Origin of the sequence: Rathayibacter sp. VKM Ac-2929, assembly GCF_022815495.1 — a bacterium.
Taxonomy (GTDB): domain Bacteria; phylum Actinomycetota; class Actinomycetes; order Actinomycetales; family Microbacteriaceae; genus Rathayibacter; species Rathayibacter festucae.
On sequence record NZ_JALGRV010000007.1, the window covers coordinates 1 to 21,535 of the forward strand.

Consider the following 21,535-nt stretch of genomic DNA (forward strand, 5'->3'; position numbering starts at 1 on the left):
GCGTAGGCGACGGAGTAGGCGCGCGTTCCGGCGTTCCAGTCCAGGGCGACGGTCACGGTCTTGGGGTTCACGCGGGTGACGAGGCTCCACCCGAACTTGTGCTTGATCGCGTCGCCCTTGGCGATCGTGCCGCGGCTGTGGATCGTGACCTGTCCCGCGGCGGCCTGCGCCTCGCGGACGTCCGACCAGTAGTCGCGCTGGTCCTCGAGCTGCGCCCGCTGGGTGAGCAGCCGCTCCCGGTCAGCGCCGGTCGCGGGGGTGGTCGTCTCGATGTAGCCGCCGCCGAAGTTGTGCGAGCTGCCCTCGATCTTCCGCGTGTAGCCGCGAATGTCTGTGTCGAGCCGGTCGATCCGGCGAGCGACCATCGCGGGCGCGTAGCGGGATTCGGTGGTCCCGGCGGCGACGTCGGCGCGGGCGCGGTCGCGGGTGGCCTCGCGGTCGGCCTCGACGCTGCGGCCCATCGCGTTGTGGGCCTTCTCGATCGCGTTGCGGTGCCGCGTCTCGGAGTGGTGGCCGATCTTGATCGGCTCGCCACCCTCGGGGAGCCGGTCGAACGCGCGTCGCGCGGCCGCGTCGGCGGTGTCGGCGTCCGCGGTGCGGCGGTCGGCCTTCGCGTCGAGCGCGTCGACCCGGGCGGCCTGGCGCTCGATGGTCGCCGCCTCCGCCTCCGCGGTGGAACGGAATGTCTCGTCGGCCTCGATGGTGACCTCGTGTCCGGCGTCGCGCAGGGCGGTCGCGGCGCGGTTGATGGTCGACCACTTCGGGAGGCGGTCGCGGGACTGCGGGACGTACCAGGCGCTGATGGAGCGGCTCCAGCGCCAGCCGGACGCCTTCAGGATCTCGGCGGTGCCGTCGCCGCGGCTGGTGCCCTCGATGATCGTTCCGGCTTCGGGGGTGTGGGTGATGGTGAGCATGCTCTGTCTCCTTCTCGTCTCGGGGGGGTCAGTCGTTGGCGCGGTAGTCGGCGGGCGTCTCGCTGCGGTCGTGCAGCGCGTACGCGGCCGGGAACAGGTCGAGCGCTCGCGCGACGTCGACCGGCACGACGACGTAGGCGCCGGAGGCCATGTAGCCGACGCGATCCGCGGGCAGCGCCTCCACGGGCTCGAAGTGCTGCAGCGTCACCCCGGGAAGCCCCGCGCGGCCCTCGCGGGTGACCAGGTGCACGGCGGGGGTCTGCTCGGTCACCGGGTCGCGACCACCGGCGCCGACGATGACCACCTGACGGGCGGTCCGGCTGATGCCCTCCGCCCCGGGTCCGTGGTGCTCGCTCTTGATGACCTCGGTACGGGTGCCGCGCTGCTGGCTCATGGTGTGTCTCCCTCTGGCTGATCGTTTTTCTTTGCCTCTCCGGCGGGAAGAACCGTTTGAGTGGAGGCGGCGCAGTGACGCCGCGATCGGGCGAAAAAAGCCCGCAGGGCGCGTCCGATCGCGGTGGCACGGAGCCGATGGAGCGAAATAGGTTGAGACCGCGGAGAGGTGAAGAAAACGGGTGGAATGGGCCGCGCAGCGGCCTCCGACTCGCGGCGCTCCGTCGCCGCTACGCGAGTGCAGCTCGCGCCCCGGAACGGGAGGCCGGGGAGTGTGAGGGGTCACCCCTCACGAGCCGGCGGCGCCGGCTCGCCTGCCACTCCCCTGCGCGAGCACCGCGTACCGAATACTCATCGCGTCATTTACTCATTGGAAGTAATGAGTGGATGAGTTCGGCGGATTTCGGCCAGTGCGACGATGGAGGCATGTGGGAGCTGGCACACCGGACGCGCGCGGAATCGGCATCAACGGTGGTGCGCAGCAGCGCGGCGACGAGCGCCGCGGCGATCGCGGAAGTGCGCGCAGCGATCCCGGAGGATCACGTCATCCTCTACGTGCTCCGCGTCGAGAAGTGAGCGGGCGGCCTACTCCGCCGCGGTCGCCGCGGCGCGGCGGCTCGCGGTCGTGGTGATAACGGCGGTCGCGCGGGTGAGGTTGGGGCCGATGGCGTCGGCTTCGAGGACACGGCCGGTGCGGCGGTTCTCGCCCTCGCCCCAGGCGACGGTGCGCTCGTAGCCGACGACGATCACGGCGTCGCCCTTGTGGAGGGAGGTGAGCACGTGCTCGCCCAGCTCGAACTTCGCTTCCACGAAGTGCGTCGTCGGCGCCTCGTGCGCGGTCCACTCTCCCCCGCGGAACTCTCCGGTGTTCTCGATCACGCGCAGCTTCACGATCTGCACGCGGCCCGCCTGTACCGCCTCGGGGTCGGCGGCGAGATTGCCGGTGATGGTCCTCGTGCTCATCTGTCGTCTCCTGCTCGTGCGGTTCGTTCGTCCCGTCGACGTCGACGGGATCTCCCCCGCGGCGGCAGCCGCAGGGGTGTCGACGGGGGCCGGCTCGATGCCCCAGGACGCCAGAGCGTCGCGCCGGGTGACCTCGACCGGCGGCTCGGACAGCGCTCTGCGCTGTTCGAGCTCAGCGCGCGTCGAAGCGTAGGCCGGAAGGCGTCGCTCGTCGCCGTAAGCGGCGCGGTAGAGCCGATCGGCCAGAAAGTCGAGCGCGTCGATCTCTCCCTGCCGATCGGCCCGCCCAGCGAGATACCCGGCCCGGTACTCGTCACTCGAGGCGTCCGGGCCGGTCATGCTGCGTGCTTCTCGATGAGGTCGGGGCGGAAGCCCGACCAGTGGTCCTGGTCGCTCGCGACGACCACGGGGGCGGCGGAGTATCCCAGCTCCTCCGTGACGTACGCGAGAGCTGCGGGGTTTGTGGTGATGTCCACGACGGTGTATTCGACGCCCTTCTTCTCGAGCACCTGGTAGGTCATGGTGCACTGCACGCACGACGGCTTCGAGTAGACAACCAGCGCCACGAGTCTCACTCTCCTTCCGGGTGGTGGGCATCGCACTCGTCGTCGTCGGTCGAGTGCTCCGTGATCCACAGGTCCGCGGCCTCGTCTCGTCCAAATGCTCGCAGGAGTCCAGCCAGCGCGTCGACCTCACCGCAGGTCAGCCGCGGGGCCAGGTCATCGGCTAGCTCCCCGTGCGAGAACACGGACACGAACTCGGCCAGCGCCTCAGGAAGGGTCAGCGGCTGCATCGTGGGAGTGGTGGTGGTGTTCATGATCTGTCCTCTCTTCGCCTCTCCCCCACGTTTTTTGCCGTGATTCTCAATCAGGTTTGTCAAGCCAGGGGGGTGGTCTGGCTCGCCTGTTCTTCCTTCTCTCCCAGCGTTTTTTGCTTGGAAGGCACGTAGTGCCGAGCAGGGTCGGAGGCGGGAGCGCAACCCGAAGGGCGGCGGAGGAGAGGTTGTCGGCGCGATGTGAGGGAGCGCAGCGACCGCGTGGCGAGAACCTCGGAGGAGCCGGCCGCGCAGCGGCTTGCGTGGACGCCGGAGGCCCGTACGCTGCCGAAGGCTTCCAGGCAGAAATGCGCGCAGCGCACACCACAGCGCCGACCGAGGTCGGCGTCCGCTTGCTCGCGGAGACTTCCGCCGAGGGGGTTCGATCGGCCAGAGGACGAGCCTCTACTGGGAGGCTGTCTGCTCTTGAGCAGGAGCGCGCCGAGTGGCGTCCGCCTCGTGGCGATACAGCGACGCCCGATCCCACCTGACGAGGTGGCCCGGATCCTCAGCAGTAAGGCCGCGGGCACCGTTCCCTGGCGGTCTGCGTGCTCGTTCGCCTCGGTCTGCGCGGGGATGGAGAGCAGAGCGCTGCCTCGGGCCTTCACGCGAAGGAGCGCGCAACGGATCATCGCTCTCGCTGAAGCCGCCCGCCGCGCGGATGCTCTCCCAGCGATCTTCTCGCCTCGTTGAACGTCCGCGACTGCTGTGTCGTGTCCTCGGTGGGACCACCTCGGCCCCCGCACTACAGGAGGCATCATGCTCAAGCGAATCGCGACCACTGTGACGACTGCGGCGTTCGCCGCCGTCCTTCTCGCCGGATGCTCGACGGCCGCCGGCTCGGCCGCCTCGTCGGAAGCGCCGGCCGACAGCCCCTCCGCCACCGCGACGGCCTCCTCCACCGCGACCGCCTCCGCTGAGACGGCGGCTCTCACGACGGCGTCCTCGCCGCTGGGCGAGGTCATCACGGACGAGGCCGGCTACACCGTCTACACGTTCACGAAGGACACGCAGAACTCGGGCAGCAGCAGCTGCTACGACGAGTGCGCCACGACCTGGCCTGCCGTGTCGGCGTCCAGCACGACCGCAGCGGACGGGATCACCGGAGAGGTCGGCTCGATCACGCGCACCGACGGGACGACCCAGCTGACCGTCGACGGATGGCCGGTCTACCGGTTCGCGAAGGACACCGCGCCGGGCCAGGTCAACGGGCAGGGTGTGAAGGACGCCTGGTACGTCCTCCTCCCTGACGGCACGATGAACAAGGAAGCCGCGGCCATGAGCACCGCCACCCCGGCGTCCTGATGCGACGGCGACCCGTCCCCGCGGGCAGCGAAGCGCATCGCCCGGGCGGGTCGCCGGTTCTCGACAGGCAAGGACGGAAAGGGATGACCGGCAGTGATCGAAGCAACCGTGATGAGGGAGCGCGCTGTGGCGCTTCGAGGCGGTGAGCACTGTGCCCCGCCCCGTCGATGAGCTCCTGGCGGCGCTGTACGAGAGTCACGGCCCGGCGTTGCGGCGCTTCGTGCAGAACCTCACTCGGAACGCGGCGCTGACGGAGGACGTCGTGCAGGAGACGATGGTCCGGGCCTGGCAGCGCCCGCAGGTCCTCGAACGTGACGCCGACGCCGCTCGCGCGTGGCTGTTCACCGTCGCCCGCAACCTCGTCATCGACGACGCCCGATCCGCTCGGAGCCGACGCGAGGTGCCGGCGAAGGACGAGGACGGCGGCGGCGCCGTCCCCGATCGCACCGACGCGGTCCTGGACAGCATCCTCGTCGCCGACGCTCTCGCATCGCTGTCGGTGGAGCATCGTCAGATCGTGGTGGACGCGTATTTCCTCGGACACACCGTCCCCGAGATCGCCCGCCGGCACTCCATCCCCGAGGGAACAGCGAAATCTCGATTGCACTACGGACTGCGCGGTCTGCGACTGGCTCTGCAGGAAAGGGGCGTCACCCGATGAACGACCACCACGGAAGCTCTGCGATGGAGGACGAGTACCGCGACTGGGACGCGTCCTACGTCCTCGGCGCTCTCCCCGCGGATCAGCGACTCGAGTACGAGCAGCACCTCAGCGGCTGCGCGGCCTGCCGCGCGGCCGTGGCAGAGCTGGCAGGACTGCCCGGGATCGTCGGTCGCCTCTCGGTCGAGGACGCTCTCGCCATCAGCGCATCGGACGACGGCGAGGAGGCGCCGCCGTCTGTGGTGACGCTGCCCGCCATCGCTCACCGTGTCCGGACGCGCCGACGTCGGCGCCGGCTGGTGACGTCCCTCGCCGTCGCGGCCGCCGTGACCGCCTCCGTCTTGGGCGGGGTCGCACTGGGCACGGGCATCGCGGGCGCTCCCGTGGCGAGCGAGGCGACCCTGGAACCGATGGACCCGATCGCGGCGGATCCCGCTCTCGCTGCGGACATCCAGGTCGAGGGGAAGCCGTGGGGCACCCGGCTGGAGTGGAGCTGCACCTACAGTGGTGATGCGCCCGCCGACGCGGAGTACGAACTCGTGATCACCCGCACAGACGGCAGCACGATCACCGTCGCCACCTGGACGGCGGCCGGGCAGCGCGCCGTCGACCTGGCGGCGTCCACGGGCATCGCCCGATCGGAGATCACCGGCGTCGACATCAGGGTCCGCGGCACGAACACCCCCCTCGTCCGCACCGACACCTGAGACACCGCCCACCCTCAGGAGACACCGCCACTGCCCGCGGTGCCGCGGACACCGGACAGGAGCAGACCATGAGCACCGAGACCACGCCGCTGCACATCACCCGCGAGGGCCCGAGAAGCTTCATCGGCCGCAACGCGCGAGGAGCCGAGGTCCGCATCGGCGGGTCGGAGGCCGACGGCGTGTTCTCGCCCGGCGAGCTGCTGCACCTCGCCCTCGCCGCCTGCGGCATGCTCTCCTCGGACCACCTCCTCGCCAGCCGTCTCGGAGCCGACTTCGAAGCGACCACCGACATCACCGCGACCAAGCCCGAGGGCGAGGACCGCTACGACTCGATCACCGCCGTGATCCGCGCCGACCTGTCGGCGCTCGATCCCGAGCGGATCGCCTCACTGTCCGAGCGCACCCGCCGGGCGGTCGACCGTCAGTGCACCGTCGGCCACACGCTCGAGCACGGCGCGGCGTACACCGTCGACATCGTGGACGACCAGGCCGGTCCCGTCAGCGGTCCGAGGACGGGGACCGTCTGAGATCAGCGCCTCATCGGTCACGAGGACCGGTGCCGACCGAGCCGCGGACGTCTGCCTTCAGTGCCGTCAGTCTGCGAGTCGCCGACCGGATCCCAGACGATTCGCGAGGCGGAGCGCGTTCACGGAGCGGAGGTGCTGGTCGGCGCGGTGACGTCCGTTGGCCGGTGAGGGGTGCGGTGCCGCGAGGACGGGGACGACGCGGGGATCATCGTGCAGGGTCAGGTAGCGCATGACCCCGTCGAGCGCCACGGTCCCGTAGGTGACGACGGCTTCGAGCGCGGGCAGCAGCTCCAGCAGCTCACCGAGCGCGAGCCGGCCCTGCTCGATGTCCGCGGGGCGGACGCGGCCAGGGATCTCCCACGGGATGAGGTTCCATCGGAGGTAGTGGTCGCGGGAGAGTCCGGACTCGATGCGGGCCGCCCGGAACGCGGCGGCGGTGGGCCCGAGGTTGTCTTCACTGCAGACGGCAGCGGATCCCGCGGCGATCGTCCGAGGGCCGGGTGACTGCATCAGCACCAGGACGCGACTGGCGGTGCCGCCGGAGCGGGGATCGAAGCCCGGAACGAAGCGTCCGGTCGCGTCCGCGGTACTCCGCCAGGTCTCGGCGAGGGCGTTCAGGGTTCGGATGTCCACGATGGTCCTCGATCCCGGTCAGGCCGGTCGCGGTGGTGCGAGCAGGGTGCCGCGGATCACGGAACCGTGGAAGGTGCGGGCGGCGACGATGATCCACGCGGCGACCAGGCCGACGTAGTAGAGCACGGCGAGACCGGCGACGACCGTGAGACCGGAGTGCAGGGCGAGGCCGTTCAGTCCGGTGACGCAGGTGCCGACGGGGAACGTGAACGACCACCACGTCAGACTGAAGGGCAGGTGCTCCTTCGCGGTGCGGAGGGTGATCGCGAGGGCGATGACGGTCCAGAGCAGCGCGAAGCCGAGCATCGCGAAGCCGTACACCAGAGCCACGACCAGCAGCGCACGCGCCATGCCGGCGTCCACGACGGTGGGCGCGTTCGAGGCGAGCAGATTCACAGCGGTGATCGACTGTCCGACCGGACCGAGGACGATCCACAGTGTCGGCACCATCCCCGCCGCTCCGACCTTGTGCTGCGCGAGCCGGTTCCAGATCAGGGTGATCACCACCAGCGACGCGATCAGGCTGAGGCCGAAGAAGCCGTAGCAGGACCACAGGAGCGTCTCCCGCGCTTGCCCGGCGGGCGCGTACGGCAGCAGCAATGCGCCGGTGGAAGCGGACACCATCGGCGGAACGATCGGCATCAGCCAGCCGCCGAACGCCGAATCGGGCTTGTTCTCATGCCGGGTGAACGCGAGGTAGGGCACCAGGACCGCCGTCACCAGCCCGCCGAGAGTCCCCGCACCCCAGAGCACCCAGTCGATGGTGACAGCGGCCGGCAGGCCGATCCAGTCCTTGCCGAGGAGGAGGGTTCCCGCGCCGACGGTGAGAAACGCCATGGGAGGCGCGCCGTAGAAGTGCGAAAGCACCGGATTCAGGTGGTGCCTCACCGCTGTAGCGCGGTAGCGGACCCAGTGCAGCCCGGTCGCGACCGTCAGCGCGACAAGCAGCAGCGCGGCGATCGCCCAGACGACGGTGGCCCCGGTCCGCAGTCCGGGGAACTGGAGTGGCAGGGACGCGGCGGCGACCGCGACGATGCCGGTGCCCATGATCGACGCGAACCAGTTCGGCGTCAGGTTCGACACGATCAGTCCCGGATGCTCCAACTCCCGGAACAAGCGCCTCGACCGCGGAGGATGCCCGATCGAGGAAGATGCGCGGGTGAGGGAAGAGGTTGTCATGACTCCAGCCTGAGCATCGCCGGCACCAGCCGATACAGCGATCGTGTTGGCGGGGCACAATGAGTGCTTGTGACGACGCGGCGATTGACGGACCGGATCCTGGATCTCGACACGCTGGAGGTGCTCGAACGCATCGCCGAGGCGGGCTCGCTCTCCCGTGCCGCCGAAGACCTCGGCGTCACCCAGCAGGCCGTCTCGGCGCGTCTGCGGGTCGCGGAGCGCGCCATCGGGCAGCCGCTCGTGCGCCGCTCTCCGACCGGGTCCCTGATGACCGACGCGGGCCGGCTCGTGCTCGAGCTGGCCGGCCCGGTCCTCGAGGCGTCCCGCCGCCTCGAGGCGGGCGCGGCAGCACTGCGACAGCCGACCGGCTCACTGGTCCTCGCGGCGTCGCAGACGATCGCCGAACTGCTGCTCCCACGCTGGCTCCTCGAATTCCGACAGCGCACACCCGAGGTGAGTGTGCAGCTGATCGCCGGCAATTCAGCCACGGTCACCGAGCTCGTGCGATCCGGTGCGGCGCAGCTCGGATTCGTCGAGACACCGGCGTCCACGGCCACGCTCTCCTCTCACGTGGTCACGGAGGACGAACTCGCTGTCGTCGTCGCACCGGACCACCCCTGGGCACGCGCGGCGAGTATCGGCGCCGAGGACTTGGCCGGGACCGCACTGCTGACACGAGAGGAAGGCTCCGGCACCCGGACGACCCTCGAAGCATGGCTCCACGACGCCGGGCTCGCACCCACGACTCCCGCCGCGATCCTGGAGACGACGGCGATCATCCGAGCGAACGCCCGCGCCGGCATCGCGCCCGCCGTCATGAGCATCCTCACCGTCGAAGCAGATCTCGCCGCGCGCTCACTGATACGAGTGCCCCTCCGCGGACCAGCACTCGTGCGACCTCTCCGCGCCATCTGGTCCGATCGCATCGGGTCGTCCGCGGCGGCGTTCCTGGAGATCGCGCACGAGATGCGCTGACCGGTGCACGGCTCGTCGCAACGCCGATCACGCCAGCGGCCGTGTCTGCTCCAGCTGCAGCGATCTGGTCGATCTGCACACGGCGGACGTCATTTCGCGGTGATGGCGAAGAGCCCGCCGATGCCGACGGTGTAGAGCGCGAGCACGATCAACGAGTCGATTCCCATGCCGGCGATGCGGCGGGTGGGTCGGAAGATCAGTCCGACGATGTAGACGAGGGTGAGCAGGGCGGCGAGAGCGGTGAGGTAGATGTCGGACGAGTTCGCCTGCGGGAGGACTGCGGTGCCGGAGAGGACGGTGGCGACGAGGAACAGGACGGGGAGGAAGGCGTTGCCGCCGAAGATGTCGCTGATGGCGAGGTTGTCGTCGCCCTGCTTGATGGCTTGCAGCCCGGTCGAGATCTCGGGGAGGGAGGTGGCGAGAGCGAGCACGGTGGCTCCGAACAGCACCCCTGAGAAACCGAGCTGCGAGGATGCTGCATCACCGGCGCGCTCGAGCACGACACCGGCGAGGAGGGTCGCCGCGGCGGAGATCGTGAACACGATGGTCGCCTTGCGTGTGCTCATCGGGTGCGTCTTCTTCTTCGCGGGGGATGCTGTCGCGTCGGGGGCCCGCCCGTCCTCGTGCCAGGGGAGGTGCTTGCCGGAGCGTTGCACGAGCAGCAGCCCCACGACCCAGAGGCCGGCGATGAGGACGACGTCCGGGGTCAGTCGCAGCACTTCCAGTCCGGAGGGCAGCTGACTGCCGGCGATGACGACGGCGAGCACCGCGACGACCACGAGCCCCTCGAGCACGAGTGTGAGGGACGCGGCACGGTAGGTGAGCGGCTTCGCACCCTTTCCACGCTTGCCGAACAGGTCGAGGACGACGAGGACCACGGTCTGCAGTGCGATGCCGCCGAGAATGTTGCCGACCGCGACGTCCAGGTTCCCGGAGAGCGCGGCGGACACGGTGATCGCGATCTCCGGCAGGTTCGTCGCGACGGCGAGAACGATCAGACCGCCCAGCGCACTCCCCAGGTGCAGACGCGCGTCCAGAACGTCCGTGGCCTTCGATAACTGGATGCCGGCGATCCACACCACTGCGGCGGCGGCGAGAAAGATGACGACGAGAACAACGAAGGGCAGACCATCCATGCAGTGAGTGAACCGCGACAACGACGATCCGAGACCCCTTGCGCCTGAGCTGCTTCTTACCGTCTCGCGCGCGGTGGTCTCCGTGGTGATCGGTTCGACCGCGTGCCATCCTCGACGACACCCCGATCGTCGGGTCGAGCGTGATCCCGCCGTTCGTTCCCGAGGCGCGCTTGGTCAGTAGCAGGCGATTCGGGTACGCCGCAGCGTCCGCGCGTGTACGCGCGGGCAGCTGGCGGGGACCAGACCCGGGAGGAAGGTACCGGTGTCGCCCGCAGTGCATCTGCGACACTCCACTGGCTCCAGCGGACGGCGACCTGACTGCAGGTGCGGGCGGGGCGGCGCGGGTGCACACTGAGATCAACGCAGTGCGTTCCGGCGGTGGGGCTCGCCGGACCCAACCTCGACGACGTCGACAACAGTCCCTATCTCTGTCAGTGGTGTGCGCGGAGATAGGAGCAACTGTGATCCGTACGGCGTCACTGTTCTCCGTCCGAGCGCACGAGGATCGGAAAGGTGCGCGTGATGGCTGAGGACGCGATCGTGGTCGGGGTGCAGGCGGATCAGCCGGAAGCGGTGATTCAGGAAGCGCTGCGCTTCGCCGTGCGTTTCGGGGGGCGGTTGGAGTTCGTGCAGGTGGACACGGGCCGGTACGTCATCGACGGGCAGTTCGGGGAGGATCCGCTGGTCGAGCGGTCGATGCCGTTAGATTCGGATGCCGCTGACAGCAGCGAGGATCCGTTCGATCCTGCGATCCTCGAGCGGCTTGACCGGATCGTCGGTGACCGTGTCCCGTGGCAGACGCATCAGATGGCCGGTGACGTTGCACACGCTCTGGCGACGCTCGCGGACCGTGTCGATGCGGTCATGATCATTGTCGGCACGAAGGAGCCGTCTCTGCGTCGCACCGTGCAGGAGGTCTTCTCCGGCGCCGTCGGCGCCCGTCTCGCTCACCGTCAGCACCGGCCGGTCCTCATGATCCCCCTCTCCCCGGTCGATGATTCGGAGCCGCTGCCCTGGTCCTGACCGAGGTGCGGGCGTAGGCTGACGGCAGTGGCGATGGATCCCGCCCGAGCGTGAGCTCGAACTGCCGCCGAGGCTGATGGTTCCTACCTTCTCGATCAGAGACCAGGTAGGTGACCCATGCCCGCGCATCCCCCGCTCGTCCTCGTGCGCCACGGTGAGAGCACCGGCAACGCCGACGGTCTCTTCTGCGGCGTCCTCGACGTTCCCCTCACCGACCTCGGACGTGACGAAGCGCGACAGGCCGCGACGCTACTGAGGGACGCATCGATCGACCCCGATCTGATCCTCACGTCGACCCTGCAACGCTCCACCGAATCGGCCCGGATCATCGCCGGCGCCCTTCCAGTGCGGCCGCGGATCGTCGCGGCCCAGTGGCGGCTGAACGAGCGCAACTACGGAGCGCTCACCGGCCTGTCCAAAAGCGCCGTCAGAGCCCAGTACGGGGCCGACGCCTTCCTGGAGTGGCGCCGGTCGATGGACGTCTGCCCGCCTGCTCTGTCCGCCGCCGCCTTCGCGCAGCTGCACAGGTCCGCGGCGTTCCGTGGGCAGCCGGCCGAGGCGATGACGGAGACGGAGTCGTTGCGCGACGTCGTCCACCGACTGCAGCCGCTCCTCGAGGAGCGCATCCTGCCCGCCCTCGAGGAGGGCGAGACGGTGCTCATCGTCGGGCACGGCAACTCCCTGCGCGCGCTGCGCGCCCTTCTCGAGGACCTCGACGATGCCGCGGTCCGCGATCTGAACATCCCGACCGGTCAGCCGTACCTGTACGACACCGGGCCGTCCGGGACACCGATCTCGAGGAGCGGACGCTACCTCGACCCCGCAAGAGCCGACCGGGCGGCGATCACGCTCGCCCACGAAGGAGGAACCTGATGAACGCCTACATCAGCCACACCCGCACCAGCATCCACGGATCGGGCGAGTACGTCACCCACCCCGCCGGACACCCGCTGGTCATCACCGACGTCGCCGCACGGCAGATCCTCGACTCCCGCGGCTTCCCGACCGTCGCCGTCACCCTGCGTCTGGACGACGACACCGTCCTGGACGCCTCCGCCCCCGCGGGCGCCTCGACCGGCGCGTTCGAAGCGGTCGAGCTGCGCGACGGCGGCCCCGCGTTCGGCGGACGCGGAGTCCGCTCCGCTGTCGCGGCCGTCGACGGCGAGATCCGCGCCCTCCTGCTCGAGCACTCCTGGACCTCGCTTCGCGAGATCGACGAAGCGCTGCGAGCACTGGATGGAACCGCGAACCTCGCCCGCCTCGGAGCGAACTCCGTCGTCGCCGTCTCCATCGCAGCCGCCCGCGCCCTCGCAGCGCGCACCGGCCTGCCCCTGCACCGGTGGATCGCCGATCACACCGAGGCGACCGCCTCCCTGCCCGTCCCGCACTTCAACGTCATCAACGGCGGCGCGCACGCCGCGAACGGCCTCGACTTCCAAGAGTTCATGATCGCCCCCGTCTCCGCCAGCACCGAGGAGGAAGCCGTGCAGATCGGCGCCGAGATCTATCACGCCCTCGCCGCCCGCGTCCGCACCGCCTACGGCACCTCCGGGCTCGGCGACGAGGGCGGCTTCGCGCCCCCCATCGACCGGCCCGAAGACGCCCTGGACCTCCTCGTCACAGCGATCACCGACGCCGGATACCAGCCCGGCACCAGTGACATCGCGATCGCGATGGATCCCGCCGCGAACGGCTTCTTCCACGGCGACGGCCACTACACCGTCGCCGGCACCGACCTCGACCGCGACGCACTCGCCCGCTACTACGAGAAGCTGATCGCCGACTACCCGATCCGCAGCATCGAGGACGGCTTCGCCGAGGACGACCACGAGGGCTGGGCCCTCCTCGCCCACACCATCAGCGACCGGGTGCAGCTCGTGGGAGACGACCTCTACGTCACCGACGCCGACCGCATCCGCGACGGAGCCCGCAACGGCTACTCCAACGCCGCACTCATCAAGCCCAACCAGATCGGCACCATCACCGGCACCCTCGACGCGATCGCGGCCGCGCACGACGCCGGCATGCGCTGCATGGTCTCCCACCGCTCCGGCGAGACCCTCGACACCTTCATCGCCGACCTCTCGGTGGGAACCGGAGTCGGGCAGATCAAATCCGGCGCCCCCGCGCGCGGCGAGAGGGTCGCGAAGTACAACCGCCTCGTCGACATCGAACACCTCGACCCCACGCTGCACTACGGCCTCACCCACTGACCCGCCCCCTCCCGAAAGGTCCCACTCCCCGTGACTGACGACCGCCACCGTCACCGCCCCCCGGACCCCGACCCCGAGCTGCCGGTCGACAGCGACCTCGACGGCGACGACGCCCCCGACGGGACGCCACGACCCGTGCACCTGCGCCTCCGGTACCTCCTCCTCGTCGCCGCCGGCGGCACAGTCGGGACCGGGGCGCGGGAGGGCCTGACCCTCACCTTCCCCGCCGATCCCGCCTTCGACACCGTCATCTTCGCCATCAACATCGTCGGCGCGCTCCTGCTCGGCGTACTCCTGGAGAGCCTCGCCAGAGCCGGCAGCGACGAAGGCCGACGCCGCACCGCACGGCTGCTACTCGGTACCGGAGCGCTCGGAGGCTTCACCACCTACAGCACCCTCGCCACCGACACCGCCCACCTGCTCACCACAGGACACCCCGCACCCGCCGCCCTCTACGCGCTCGGCACCGTCCTCCTCGGTGCCCTCGCGTCCTGGACCGGAATCGCCCTCGCCGCAGCACTCCACCCGCGACGCACGCAGAGGAAGGTGCCGGCATGACACCCGCACTGTTCCTCGCGCTCTCCCTCGCCGGCGGAATCGGAGCCGCAACACGGCTCCTCCTCGACGGGCTCATCAAAGCCCGCACCGGCGGCGCCTACCCCTGGGGCACCACCGTCATCAACGTCACCGGATCACTCCTCCTCGGCCTGATCACCGGCCTCGCCCTCGCAGGCCTCGCCCCCGAGCCGTGGCGACTCGTCCTCGGCACCGGCTTCCTCGGCGGCTACACCACCTTCTCCACCGCCAGCCTCGAAACCGTCCGCCTCCTCGCCGAAAGACGCCGCCTCGCCTCCGCCACCAACGCCCTCGGCACGCTCCTCCTCAGCGTCATCGCCGCAGCAACAGGACTCTGGCTCGGAGGCGCGCGATGAGCATCATCGATGCACCCTCACCGGCCTCATGCAGAACACCATCACCCGATCCCTCCTCGTCGCCACTGACGGGTCCACCCGCCGAACGAGCGCGACCTCCGCGAAGACCGATGGGAGCTCCAAGGGGTGCCCGCAGCCCGGATCCAGGCCGAGCTCGCCCGGACGCTTCAAACGGCCGCGAGAGCGGGAGCGGTTCTCTTCCTCAATAGCGAATCTGGACCGTGCTGCGGAAGTGGGGTGACGGGGTCGTTCGGCCGGGTCGGGGTGGGGTTGTAGGTGGTCTGGTCACGGAAGATCGCCCAGATGACGTTGATGCGGCGCCGCGCGAGAGCGATCAGCGCCTGCTTGTGCGACTTCCCCTCGTGGCGTTTCCGTTCGTAGAACGAGCGCGAGACCGGGCAGTTTCTCGACGCGATGAACGCTGCCTGGAAGCAGGCGTTCAACAGCCGCCGGTCGTAACGCCGTGGCCGGTGGTGATTGCCGGAGATCTTCCCGGAATCGCGCGGCACCGGGGCGAGACCGGCGAAGCTGGCCAGCCTGTCAGGCGTCTCAAACGCGGCGAGGTCGGTACCGGTCGCGGCGAGGAAATCCGCGGCGAGCCTGCGCCCGAACCCCGGGATGGACACCAGCAGATCCGCGGCCCTGCTGTCCTGCAAAGCGGCGTCGATCTCCGCGTCGAGCTCGGCGACCTCGTCGCGGATGCGGAGCAGATCACGCGCGGACCGGCTGACCAGCCGCGCTGCTGCCCCCTCCCCCACGACGACTGACGTCTGCTCGCGAGCAGCGTCGACCGCTGCCTTCGCCACGGCCGCGGACTTCCAGCAGCCCTGCCCCTTCAACCACGACGCCAGCCGCGCCTCCCCCATCCGCCGGATCGCTCCGGGGGTCGCGTACCGGGTGAGCAGCACCAACGGTCCCCTGGTCGTCGCGTAGTTGAACGCCCCCGCAAGCGACGGGAAGTAGTGGACCAGGATGGCGCGCAGCCGGTTCACGGCCCGGGTGCGATCGTGCACCAGATCCTCCCGGCGCGCCGAGAGCAGGCGCAGCTCCGCGGTGACCTCGTCGGCCTGACGCATCAGCGTCACATCTCGACGGGTCCGCGCCTGGTCGGCGATGATGACCGCGTCCTTCGCGTCCGTCTTCGCCTCACCCCGGTACGCGCCCGAGGCGTGGTGCACTATCCGGCCCGAGATGTAGAACAGCGGCTGCGCATGCGAGCTGAGGAGCGACTGCAACAGCCCCGTCCCGCCGTGGTTCAGGTCCGTCGCCCAGGCGACGTCTGTGCCGCCCGGCAAGGACGCGACATCTCCCATCAGGGTCAGGATCGCCGCTTCTCGGTTCTTGAACCGTTGCGAGAGCAGCTTGGTTCCGTTGGCGTCGATGACGACGCAGTGGTGTTCGGTCTTGCCGGCGTCGATACCGGCCCAAAGTTGGGGCATGCAGGGTCCTTCCGTTGAGGGGTGCGGTGCGCCGTGAACGACCATGCCGGCATGTCCTTACGAGGCGATCTGGTCGCGTTTCTCAATGAGCGGTCCTGCCGTTGCGGGGTCCCGCGCGGCTAATCACGGCATGCCATCAGACGGCTGAAGGCGGTCAGCCATACCCGGGACCCCTGGCGCGTTCCGGAGCCTACAACTGCCCCGAATCCACGGAAATAACGGTAAAGAAGGCGGTTCTCCGCCTGAGCAGCCGGAGGGCGCAGTGCAACCTGCAGGGCGGCAGGTGGAGAGAGTTTCGGCGCGATGGGAGGGAGCGCAGCGACCGCGTGCCGGAAGTCTTGGAGGAGCCGGTGGCGCAGCCACTTGAACGGAGCCCGCAGGTAGCTACGAGGGAGCGAAGCGAACGAGCCGCCGAAGGCTTCCCGGCAAAAGACGTGAGCCCGTTAGGCGAACCAGCAGCGGCCGGCGTAGCAGGACGGGCCTCTGGGCGGCGCTCCGTCGCCGCTGCGCGAGCGCAGCTCGCGCCCCGAAGTGGAGGGCTCTCTATCCCAAAACGCACCTGTCTTGCGAAGCAGCCATCTTCTGCCGTGTCGGGAAGCCTCGGGGTCGGCCCTCACAGGCCGGCCCTCGTCCGCTCGCCTCGCCGGGGCCGTCGGCGCGGCAGCGTTCTCGGTTACGGGGACACGTGCGACCTCAACCTCGGCAGCGGTGCAGCACTCCGATACGTCGGCGCCTGCACCTCACGGACGTCTGATCAGTAGTCGCGCTGGTCCTCGAGTTGTACCCGCTGGGTGAGTAACCGCTTCTCGAGGACGTCCTGGCAAGCTCAGGCGCAGCAAGAGCCAGGATGGTGACATGACCGAAGCCTCCCGCCGCCCCTCACTGGCGGACGTGGCGCGTCTCGCCGGTGTGGCCCCCGTCACGGCATCGCGGGTTGCCAGCGGGCAGACCAATGTCGTCCCCGCAACGCGGCAAAGCGTCTTGGACGCGATGCGCGCCCTCGGCTACCGCCCCAACAGCGCGGCTCGCGCGTTGAAGAGCGGATCGTTCCGCACCCTGGGGATCGCCTTCTCTGGTCTAGGCACCTTCGGCATGATGCGGACCGTGGACTCGATCGCTTCGGCGGCGGCCGAGGCGGGCTACGCCATCACGCTGGTGCCGGTCTCCGCTCCCAGCCAGACCGGGCTGAACGGCGCCTTCACCCGGTTCGGCGAGCTGGCGGTGGACGGCCTCATCGTCGTCGTCGAGACCTACCTGCGCGACACGGCGCAGCTGACCCTCCCCGAGATCCCGCGTGTGCTCGTCAACGCGGCCGCCGGAGCGCACGGGCCCGTCGTCGACGCCGATCAGGCGGGAGGCGTGCGCGCCGCCGTGCAGCACCTGCTCGAGCTCGGGCACCGCACGGTGCACCACATCGCCGGACCCCGCCGCTCCTTCGCGTCCGAGCGCCGCGAGGCGGCCTGGCGGGAGGCGCTCGTCGAGGCCGGCGCGCCCGTACCGCCCGCCCGCTACAGCAACTGGCGCTCCGACGGCGGGTACCTGCACGGCGCCGCCCTGGCCGAGAGCGGGGACTGCACGGCGGTGCTCGTCTCCAGCGACGAGGCCGCGCTGGGCGTCTACCGCGCGTTCGCGGAGCACGGGCTGCGGATCCCCGAGGACGTCAGCGTGGTGGGCTTCAACGACATCCCGGAGGCGCAGGACTTCTCCCCGCCGCTGACGACGGTCCGGCAGGACTACCGGGCGGTCGGGGCGAAGTGCGTCGAGCTGCTGCTCGAGCAGCTGGCGAACGGGGTCAGCGACGACCCCGTCCTCGAGCTGGTGCCGACCTCGCTGATCGTCCGGGCGAGCACCGCACCGCCCCGGACGCGCTAGTCCTGCATTGCGCGAATGTGGCACGCAGGCGATTGAACAAAAGAGGTTCAAACCGCACAGAGGTGAAGAGAGCAGGCGGTATGGTTCGCTGTCGCGGCCTCGGATGGGCGGCGCTATATCGCCGCTCACTTTTGCAGCCCGGCAGGGCTCACATGTGCCGACGGTGATGCTCTCTAGCGCTTGCTGATGGCGCGGTCCAGGTCGGCTTCGGATGGCAAGGCAGCCTGGTCCTCGGGAGGGAGGAGGTCGTAGCTGGCGATCGCGATGGGATGCGTGCTGCTCGCCAGCGCGTATCGCACGACGCGATCGTTCTTGTCGGTGCAAAGCAGCAGGCCGACGGTGGGCGCGTGCGCGGCGCGGCGGAGATGGTTCTCCACCACTTCGACGTAGAACCCGAGCTGGCCGACGTACTCCGGCTTGAACTTCCCCACCTTCAGCTCCACGACGACGTAGCGCAGCTGCTCGATGTGGAAGAAGAGCAGGTCGACGAAGAACTCGTCACCGTCGACGTCGAACGGCACCTGCCGGCCGACGAAGCTGAATCCGCGTCCGAGTTCTCCGAGAGTGTCGATGATGCGATCGATGAGTGCTTGCTCGATCTCTCGTTCCGCATATCCGGGCTCAACGGCGAGGAAGTCGAAGATGTACGGGTCTTTCGTCATCTGCTGGGCGAGATCGGAGGCTGTCGGCTCGAGAAGACGATCGAAGTTCGTAGAGGCTGCACCGAAACGCTGGTGCGCGTGCGTCTTGATGTGGTGCTCGAGGGTGCTTCTTGTCCAGCCGTTGGTGACCGCATGTGCGGCGTACCATTCACGGTGCTCTTGGTCGGTGAGCTTGTCGAGCAGCACGGTGATGTGGCCCCACGGCAATTGGGCAACAGCGTGTTGCCCGATTTCCTCGAACGACGGCCAGGCTCGCGCGAACGAGCGCATGTATTTCAGGTTCCGCGGCGACAGCCCTGTGACGCCGACGAACTCGGCGCGGAGGTCGACCGAGAGCCGCTGGATGACCTTGTCGCCCCACGCCGCGCGTTCCGTCTGCTCTACGAGGACTCGCCCGATTCGCCAGTTGAGGTGAATCAGCTCCGTATTGGCCTGCCGCTGCACCCGGAACCGGGCTGTGCGGACCTGCTCCTTCAACCCGATGAGCACTCCGGCGTAGTCATCGGGAAGAGCCAGCTCGGTCATGTACTGAGCCTACGATCCGCAGCGCACGCCGCTGCGGCAAGGGCAGCAGACGCACGGTGATGCCCGCCGAATGAGCGGGCTGTCAGGGTGCTCGTCGGTCACTGACCTGGCGAAGCGGTGCTGCTGGCGGGGTAGTGGCGAGGAGAACGTCGGTGCGTAGAAGGAGGGCGGTGAGGCGTTCGTCGAGGTCGTCGTAGGCGTCGGCGAGGGCCTGAAGGGTGAGGGATGGCCGGCTGCTCGGGGAGATCAGGCGCGGGCGGTGATGCGCGGGCGGGAGTGCGGGGTCCTGACGGCGGGCGGTGAGGGTGGAGATGGTGCGGGTACTGATCGTCGTGTTCGTCAGCCAGCCGTGGCGGTCGATCGCGGGCAGCAGGTTCGGGGCGACCGACCACGTGTCCTCGAGTGGGGCGGTGCAGTCGTGCTCGTCGGTGAAGGCGGCTGGATCAAGGAGTTCCCGCACGCTCGTGCGGAAGCCGAGGGCTGCGGGTCCGAGAACACGCAGCCAACGGGTGAGGATGCAGCGCGAACACGCGACGGTGGAGTCCGTCGCGGGCAGCGGCGTGCCGGCGAGTCGCCAGCGGGTCAGATCGACGTCGGCGATACGGACTGCGCGCGCACTTTCACGGGTGAGGTGGAGGTGGTCTAGGAGCAGGAGAACGAGGGCGTCGCGGCGTCCGACCAGGCCCGCCGGGTACCGGGTCAGCGGCAGCGCCTGCAGCGCCGTCTCTACGTTCGCCCACTCTGCGCCGGTGCGCAGTGCCGGGGAGATCGGGGTCGGGGCGTCCGGAAAGGGTATGCCGGTGATGGTGTGCGCGGCCCTGATCACCCTCACGCGGGCCGCGGAGGTGCTGAACGCGGCGGGCACGTCGCGCAGGAACGCCTGCAGCTGCTGCGGAGGCGCCGGCATCGCCGCAACGCCGGTCGCCGCGCACCAGTCGGTGTACAGCTGCCAGGCGGGCCGGCTGCTGGCGGGGAGCTGCTCGAGGAGGCTCGCAGGGGTCATAGGCCGAGGCTGGTGACGGCGTTGCCGGTGAGGGGGTCGCGTTCGCGGGCGTAGATCTCCACTGTCGCTGCGGAGCGATGCCCGGTCTGGCGCATCACCGCGTGCGTGGTTGCCCCTTGGCGCAGGGCTTCGGTGACGAACCCGGCGCGCAGCGAGTGCGCGCTGTAGCGGGCGGGGTCGAAGCCGACGGTGCTGACGCGGCGTTTGACGATCAGGTTCACCGACTGCGCGGCCAGCGCGTTCTCGGTGGGCAGGCCGCTCTTGTGCATCCGGCGCAACAGCGGCGCCTGCCCGGGCAGGGCCGGGAGGGTACTGCGACACACGTGCATTGTCGGGTCATCGGTGAACAGAACTCGCATGACCTCGCTACGTTCCCCCTCCCCTGCTGCCAGAATCCGCAGCCAGCGCACCCATGCGCAGGGGCCGCAGGTGAGCGGTTCCCGCCCATACGGGACCGCCTTGATCAGGCCCTTCCCGACCTGGTCGGTCTTGGAGCGTCGCACCCGGACGTGCAGTCCGTCCTCGCGATGTCGGACGACGTCTTCAACGCGAAGGTCGGTGAGTTCGCTGCGCCGGAACGCTCCGGCCCAGCCGAGCAGGAGCAGCAGCCGATCTCGGACGCCGGCCGCGCCGGCAGGCCAGGTGGTCACGTCGATGCGGTCCAGGACCGCTTGGATGTCACTGAGCATGAGTGGGTCCGCTTGGCGGGTGGGGCGTTGGCGGTCGCGGCGGATGCCCTGCAGCGTCCGGGTGACCAGGGCGCTGTGTCCGGGGAGGGGGAAGTTCTGTTCGGCGTGGGCGGCGTTGATCGCGGCCAGCGCGCGCGCGAGGGTCGACGGCGCGTACCGCCACTCCCCCGCGATGTTCAGCAGCCCGGCGCGATCGGCGAGGTATTCAGCGACCGTCTCCGGCGACGCCGGCAGATGCGGCCGCCCCGCTGCCGCGCACCACGCCACGAACGAGCGCAGGTCCCCCTGGTAGGCGCGCCGGGTGTTCCCCGCGATCGAAGCTTCCCCTAGCTGGAGGACGGCGGCAGACACCTTTCCCAGCGCGGACGGTGGGGTAACTACGTCGTGCGCGCGACCCTCGAGCTCGCGCATCAGGAGGCTCGGGGTGCGCCGAGGATCTGGCAGGCCCGGCATGCACTGTCGCGGGAAGCCGCGTCGGTGGCGCCCTGCGGGCAGGTCCCGTGATTGCGGTGGGGCACGCGACCGTCCGCGACCTGCTCCAGCAGCCGGACTCGGTCGATGAGCTGTGGCACCGGAGTGCGCAACAAGGCCGTGGCTCGCAGCAGGACGCCCCAGGCCGGCGCCTGCTCGGCGTCGAACCACTCCGCGGTGCGCACCTCGCGGACTTCGAGCGCGACCGCCTCGAGATCCAGCGGTGCAGCCAGGAGGCCCTCGAAGGGCCCGTCGAGCTGATCCTCGAGCCTCACGCCCGCCTCCTCGCCCTCAAAATCGGCTCGATCATCGCCGAGCGCTCACTCCGGCCTAGTAGCGGTAATCAAAATTATCGTGATCCTGAATTCAGACTCATGATGTGAACACTTACCCACCCAGGTCTGTGAAACGCACTAGGCAGGTCCGGCGTGCTCGTCTCGATTCTCACCAACCACTCCTCCGAGAACGCACGCAATGTCGACCCCGTTCGCTGGCGGAC

25 protein-coding genes, 1 pseudogene and 1 riboswitch are annotated in these 21,535 nt (G+C 69.5%); of the genes and pseudogenes, 13 read left to right on the top strand and 13 right to left on the bottom strand.

Going from position 1 to position 21,535, the window contains the following annotated elements:
• Both MT355_RS19290 and MT355_RS19295 read right to left on the bottom strand, forming a co-directional pair.
• The coding region (locus MT355_RS19290; RefSeq protein WP_243600771.1) for a DUF3560 domain-containing protein at positions 1 to 914 on the bottom strand (914 nt) is incomplete at its 3' end.
• Positions 915 to 942: 28 nt separating this feature from the next.
• A complete protein-coding gene (locus MT355_RS19295) occupies positions 943 to 1,308 on the bottom strand; it encodes a hypothetical protein (RefSeq protein ID WP_243600772.1) in 366 nt (121 codons plus the stop codon).
• 425 nt (positions 1,309 to 1,733) lie between these two features.
• Here MT355_RS19295 and MT355_RS19300 point away from each other — a divergent pair, with 425 nt between their 5' ends.
• Positions 1,734 to 1,883, top strand: a complete 150-nt coding sequence (locus tag MT355_RS19300; protein ID WP_243600773.1) for a hypothetical protein — start codon at positions 1,734 to 1,736, stop codon at positions 1,881 to 1,883.
• Positions 1,884 to 1,892: 9 nt separating this feature from the next.
• Here the strand turns inward: MT355_RS19300 and MT355_RS19305 are convergent, their stop codons facing one another.
• The 3 genes from MT355_RS19305 to MT355_RS19315 form a co-directional block, all read right to left on the bottom strand.
• On the bottom strand, positions 1,893 to 2,270 hold the full coding sequence (locus MT355_RS19305) for a single-stranded DNA-binding protein (protein ID WP_243600774.1): 378 nt from the start codon (positions 2,268 to 2,270) through the stop codon (positions 1,893 to 1,895).
• Positions 2,271 to 2,605: 335 nt separating this feature from the next.
• Entirely contained in the window at positions 2,606 to 2,836 is a 231-nt protein-coding gene (nrdH, locus tag MT355_RS19310; protein ID WP_243600775.1) for a glutaredoxin-like protein NrdH, read from the bottom strand.
• Positions 2,837 to 2,841: 5 nt separating this feature from the next.
• Entirely contained in the window at positions 2,842 to 3,087 is a 246-nt protein-coding gene (locus MT355_RS19315) for a hypothetical protein (protein WP_243600776.1), read from the bottom strand.
• Between the two features lie 756 nt (positions 3,088 to 3,843).
• Here MT355_RS19315 and MT355_RS19320 point away from each other — a divergent pair.
• The 4 genes from MT355_RS19320 (at position 3,844) to MT355_RS19335 (ending at position 6,284) form a co-directional block, all read left to right on the top strand.
• On the top strand, positions 3,844 to 4,389 hold the full coding sequence (locus tag MT355_RS19320; protein ID WP_056865924.1) for a hypothetical protein: 546 nt from the start codon (positions 3,844 to 3,846) through the stop codon (positions 4,387 to 4,389).
• A 151-nt stretch (positions 4,390 to 4,540) separates the two neighbouring features.
• A complete protein-coding gene (locus MT355_RS19325; protein WP_056865923.1) occupies positions 4,541 to 5,050 on the top strand; it encodes a sigma-70 family RNA polymerase sigma factor in 510 nt (169 codons plus the stop codon).
• Positions 5,047 to 5,757: an anti-sigma factor gene (locus tag MT355_RS19330; RefSeq protein WP_159983152.1), complete on the top strand. Its 711-nt coding sequence runs from the start codon at positions 5,047 to 5,049 to the stop codon at positions 5,755 to 5,757. The genes MT355_RS19325 and MT355_RS19330 overlap by 4 nt, the downstream gene beginning before the upstream one ends.
• A gap of 68 nt (positions 5,758 to 5,825) precedes the next feature.
• Entirely contained in the window at positions 5,826 to 6,284 is a 459-nt protein-coding gene (locus MT355_RS19335; RefSeq protein ID WP_133961397.1) for an OsmC family protein, read from the top strand.
• A gap of 66 nt (positions 6,285 to 6,350) precedes the next feature.
• Here MT355_RS19335 and MT355_RS19340 read toward each other — a convergent pair whose 3' ends face one another.
• Together MT355_RS19340 and MT355_RS19345 are read right to left on the bottom strand one after the other, a co-directional pair.
• On the bottom strand, positions 6,351 to 6,917 hold the full coding sequence (locus MT355_RS19340; RefSeq protein ID WP_243588143.1) for a uracil-DNA glycosylase family protein: 567 nt from the start codon (positions 6,915 to 6,917) through the stop codon (positions 6,351 to 6,353).
• 18 nt (positions 6,918 to 6,935) lie between these two features.
• Positions 6,936 to 8,000 carry a TDT family transporter gene (locus tag MT355_RS19345; protein ID WP_243588142.1) on the bottom strand — a complete coding sequence of 355 codons (1,065 nt, stop codon included), beginning with the start codon at positions 7,998 to 8,000 and terminating at the stop codon, positions 6,936 to 6,938.
• A 180-nt stretch (positions 8,001 to 8,180) separates the two neighbouring features.
• Between MT355_RS19345 and MT355_RS19350 the strand changes: the two genes are divergently transcribed.
• Positions 8,181 to 9,071, top strand: coding sequence for a LysR family transcriptional regulator (locus MT355_RS19350; protein ID WP_243588141.1), 891 nt, complete (start codon positions 8,181 to 8,183; stop codon positions 9,069 to 9,071).
• An 89-nt stretch (positions 9,072 to 9,160) separates the two neighbouring features.
• Here the strand turns inward: MT355_RS19350 and MT355_RS19355 are convergent, their stop codons facing one another.
• Positions 9,161 to 10,207: a sodium:calcium antiporter gene (locus tag MT355_RS19355; protein WP_159983149.1), complete on the bottom strand. Its 1,047-nt coding sequence runs from the start codon at positions 10,205 to 10,207 to the stop codon at positions 9,161 to 9,163.
• Positions 10,208 to 10,729: 522 nt separating this feature from the next.
• Between MT355_RS19355 and MT355_RS19360 the strand changes: the two genes are divergently transcribed.
• The 5 genes from MT355_RS19360 to crcB all read left to right on the top strand — a co-directional run bounded on the left by MT355_RS19360 (position 10,730) and on the right by crcB (position 14,375).
• On the top strand, positions 10,730 to 11,230 hold the full coding sequence (locus tag MT355_RS19360; RefSeq protein WP_243600777.1) for a universal stress protein: 501 nt from the start codon (positions 10,730 to 10,732) through the stop codon (positions 11,228 to 11,230).
• 20 nt (positions 11,231 to 11,250) lie between these two features.
• A riboswitch (Fluoride riboswitch) is annotated at positions 11,251 to 11,323 on the top strand.
• 24 nt (positions 11,324 to 11,347) lie between these two features.
• Positions 11,348 to 12,103 (top strand): 2,3-diphosphoglycerate-dependent phosphoglycerate mutase, encoded by a 756-nt coding sequence (locus MT355_RS19365; protein ID WP_159983147.1) that lies wholly within the window; start codon positions 11,348 to 11,350, stop codon positions 12,101 to 12,103.
• A complete protein-coding gene (gene eno / locus MT355_RS19370) occupies positions 12,103 to 13,443 on the top strand; it encodes a phosphopyruvate hydratase (protein ID WP_159983146.1) in 1,341 nt (446 codons plus the stop codon). The genes MT355_RS19365 and eno overlap by 1 nt, the downstream gene beginning before the upstream one ends.
• A gap of 30 nt (positions 13,444 to 13,473) precedes the next feature.
• Positions 13,474 to 14,001 (top strand): CrcB family protein, encoded by a 528-nt coding sequence (locus MT355_RS19375; RefSeq protein WP_243600778.1) that lies wholly within the window; start codon positions 13,474 to 13,476, stop codon positions 13,999 to 14,001.
• Positions 13,998 to 14,375: a fluoride efflux transporter CrcB gene (crcB, locus tag MT355_RS19380; protein ID WP_159983145.1), complete on the top strand. Its 378-nt coding sequence runs from the start codon at positions 13,998 to 14,000 to the stop codon at positions 14,373 to 14,375. Before MT355_RS19375 ends, crcB begins: the two co-directional genes overlap by 4 nt.
• A gap of 167 nt (positions 14,376 to 14,542) precedes the next feature.
• On the opposite strand, the gene MT355_RS19385 is transcribed toward crcB, so the two are convergent.
• Positions 14,543 to 15,814, bottom strand: a complete 1,272-nt coding sequence (locus MT355_RS19385) for an IS110 family transposase (protein WP_243600779.1) — start codon at positions 15,812 to 15,814, stop codon at positions 14,543 to 14,545.
• A gap of 855 nt (positions 15,815 to 16,669) precedes the next feature.
• Between MT355_RS19385 and MT355_RS21720 the strand changes: the two are divergent.
• Together MT355_RS21720 and MT355_RS19395 are read left to right on the top strand one after the other, a co-directional pair.
• A pseudogene (locus tag MT355_RS21720) lies at positions 16,670 to 16,819 on the top strand (LacI family DNA-binding transcriptional regulator); the annotation flags it as partial.
• A 99-nt stretch (positions 16,820 to 16,918) separates the two neighbouring features.
• A complete protein-coding gene (locus MT355_RS19395) occupies positions 16,919 to 17,686 on the top strand; it encodes a substrate-binding domain-containing protein (protein WP_243600848.1) in 768 nt (255 codons plus the stop codon).
• A 173-nt stretch (positions 17,687 to 17,859) separates the two neighbouring features.
• Here the strand turns inward: MT355_RS19395 and MT355_RS19400 are convergent, their stop codons facing one another.
• From MT355_RS19400 to MT355_RS19415, 4 genes are all read right to left on the bottom strand, one after another.
• Positions 17,860 to 18,873: a YhcG family protein gene (locus MT355_RS19400; protein ID WP_243600780.1), complete on the bottom strand. Its 1,014-nt coding sequence runs from the start codon at positions 18,871 to 18,873 to the stop codon at positions 17,860 to 17,862.
• Between the two features lie 82 nt (positions 18,874 to 18,955).
• On the bottom strand, positions 18,956 to 19,876 hold the full coding sequence (locus MT355_RS19405; RefSeq protein ID WP_243600781.1) for a hypothetical protein: 921 nt from the start codon (positions 19,874 to 19,876) through the stop codon (positions 18,956 to 18,958).
• Positions 19,873 to 20,976, bottom strand: coding sequence for a site-specific integrase (locus tag MT355_RS19410; RefSeq protein ID WP_243600782.1), 1,104 nt, complete (start codon positions 20,974 to 20,976; stop codon positions 19,873 to 19,875). The genes MT355_RS19405 and MT355_RS19410 overlap by 4 nt, the downstream gene beginning before the upstream one ends.
• Entirely contained in the window at positions 20,976 to 21,311 is a 336-nt protein-coding gene (locus MT355_RS19415; protein WP_243600783.1) for a hypothetical protein, read from the bottom strand. The genes MT355_RS19410 and MT355_RS19415 overlap by 1 nt, the downstream gene beginning before the upstream one ends.
• Between the last annotated feature and the right edge of the window lie 224 nt (positions 21,312 to 21,535).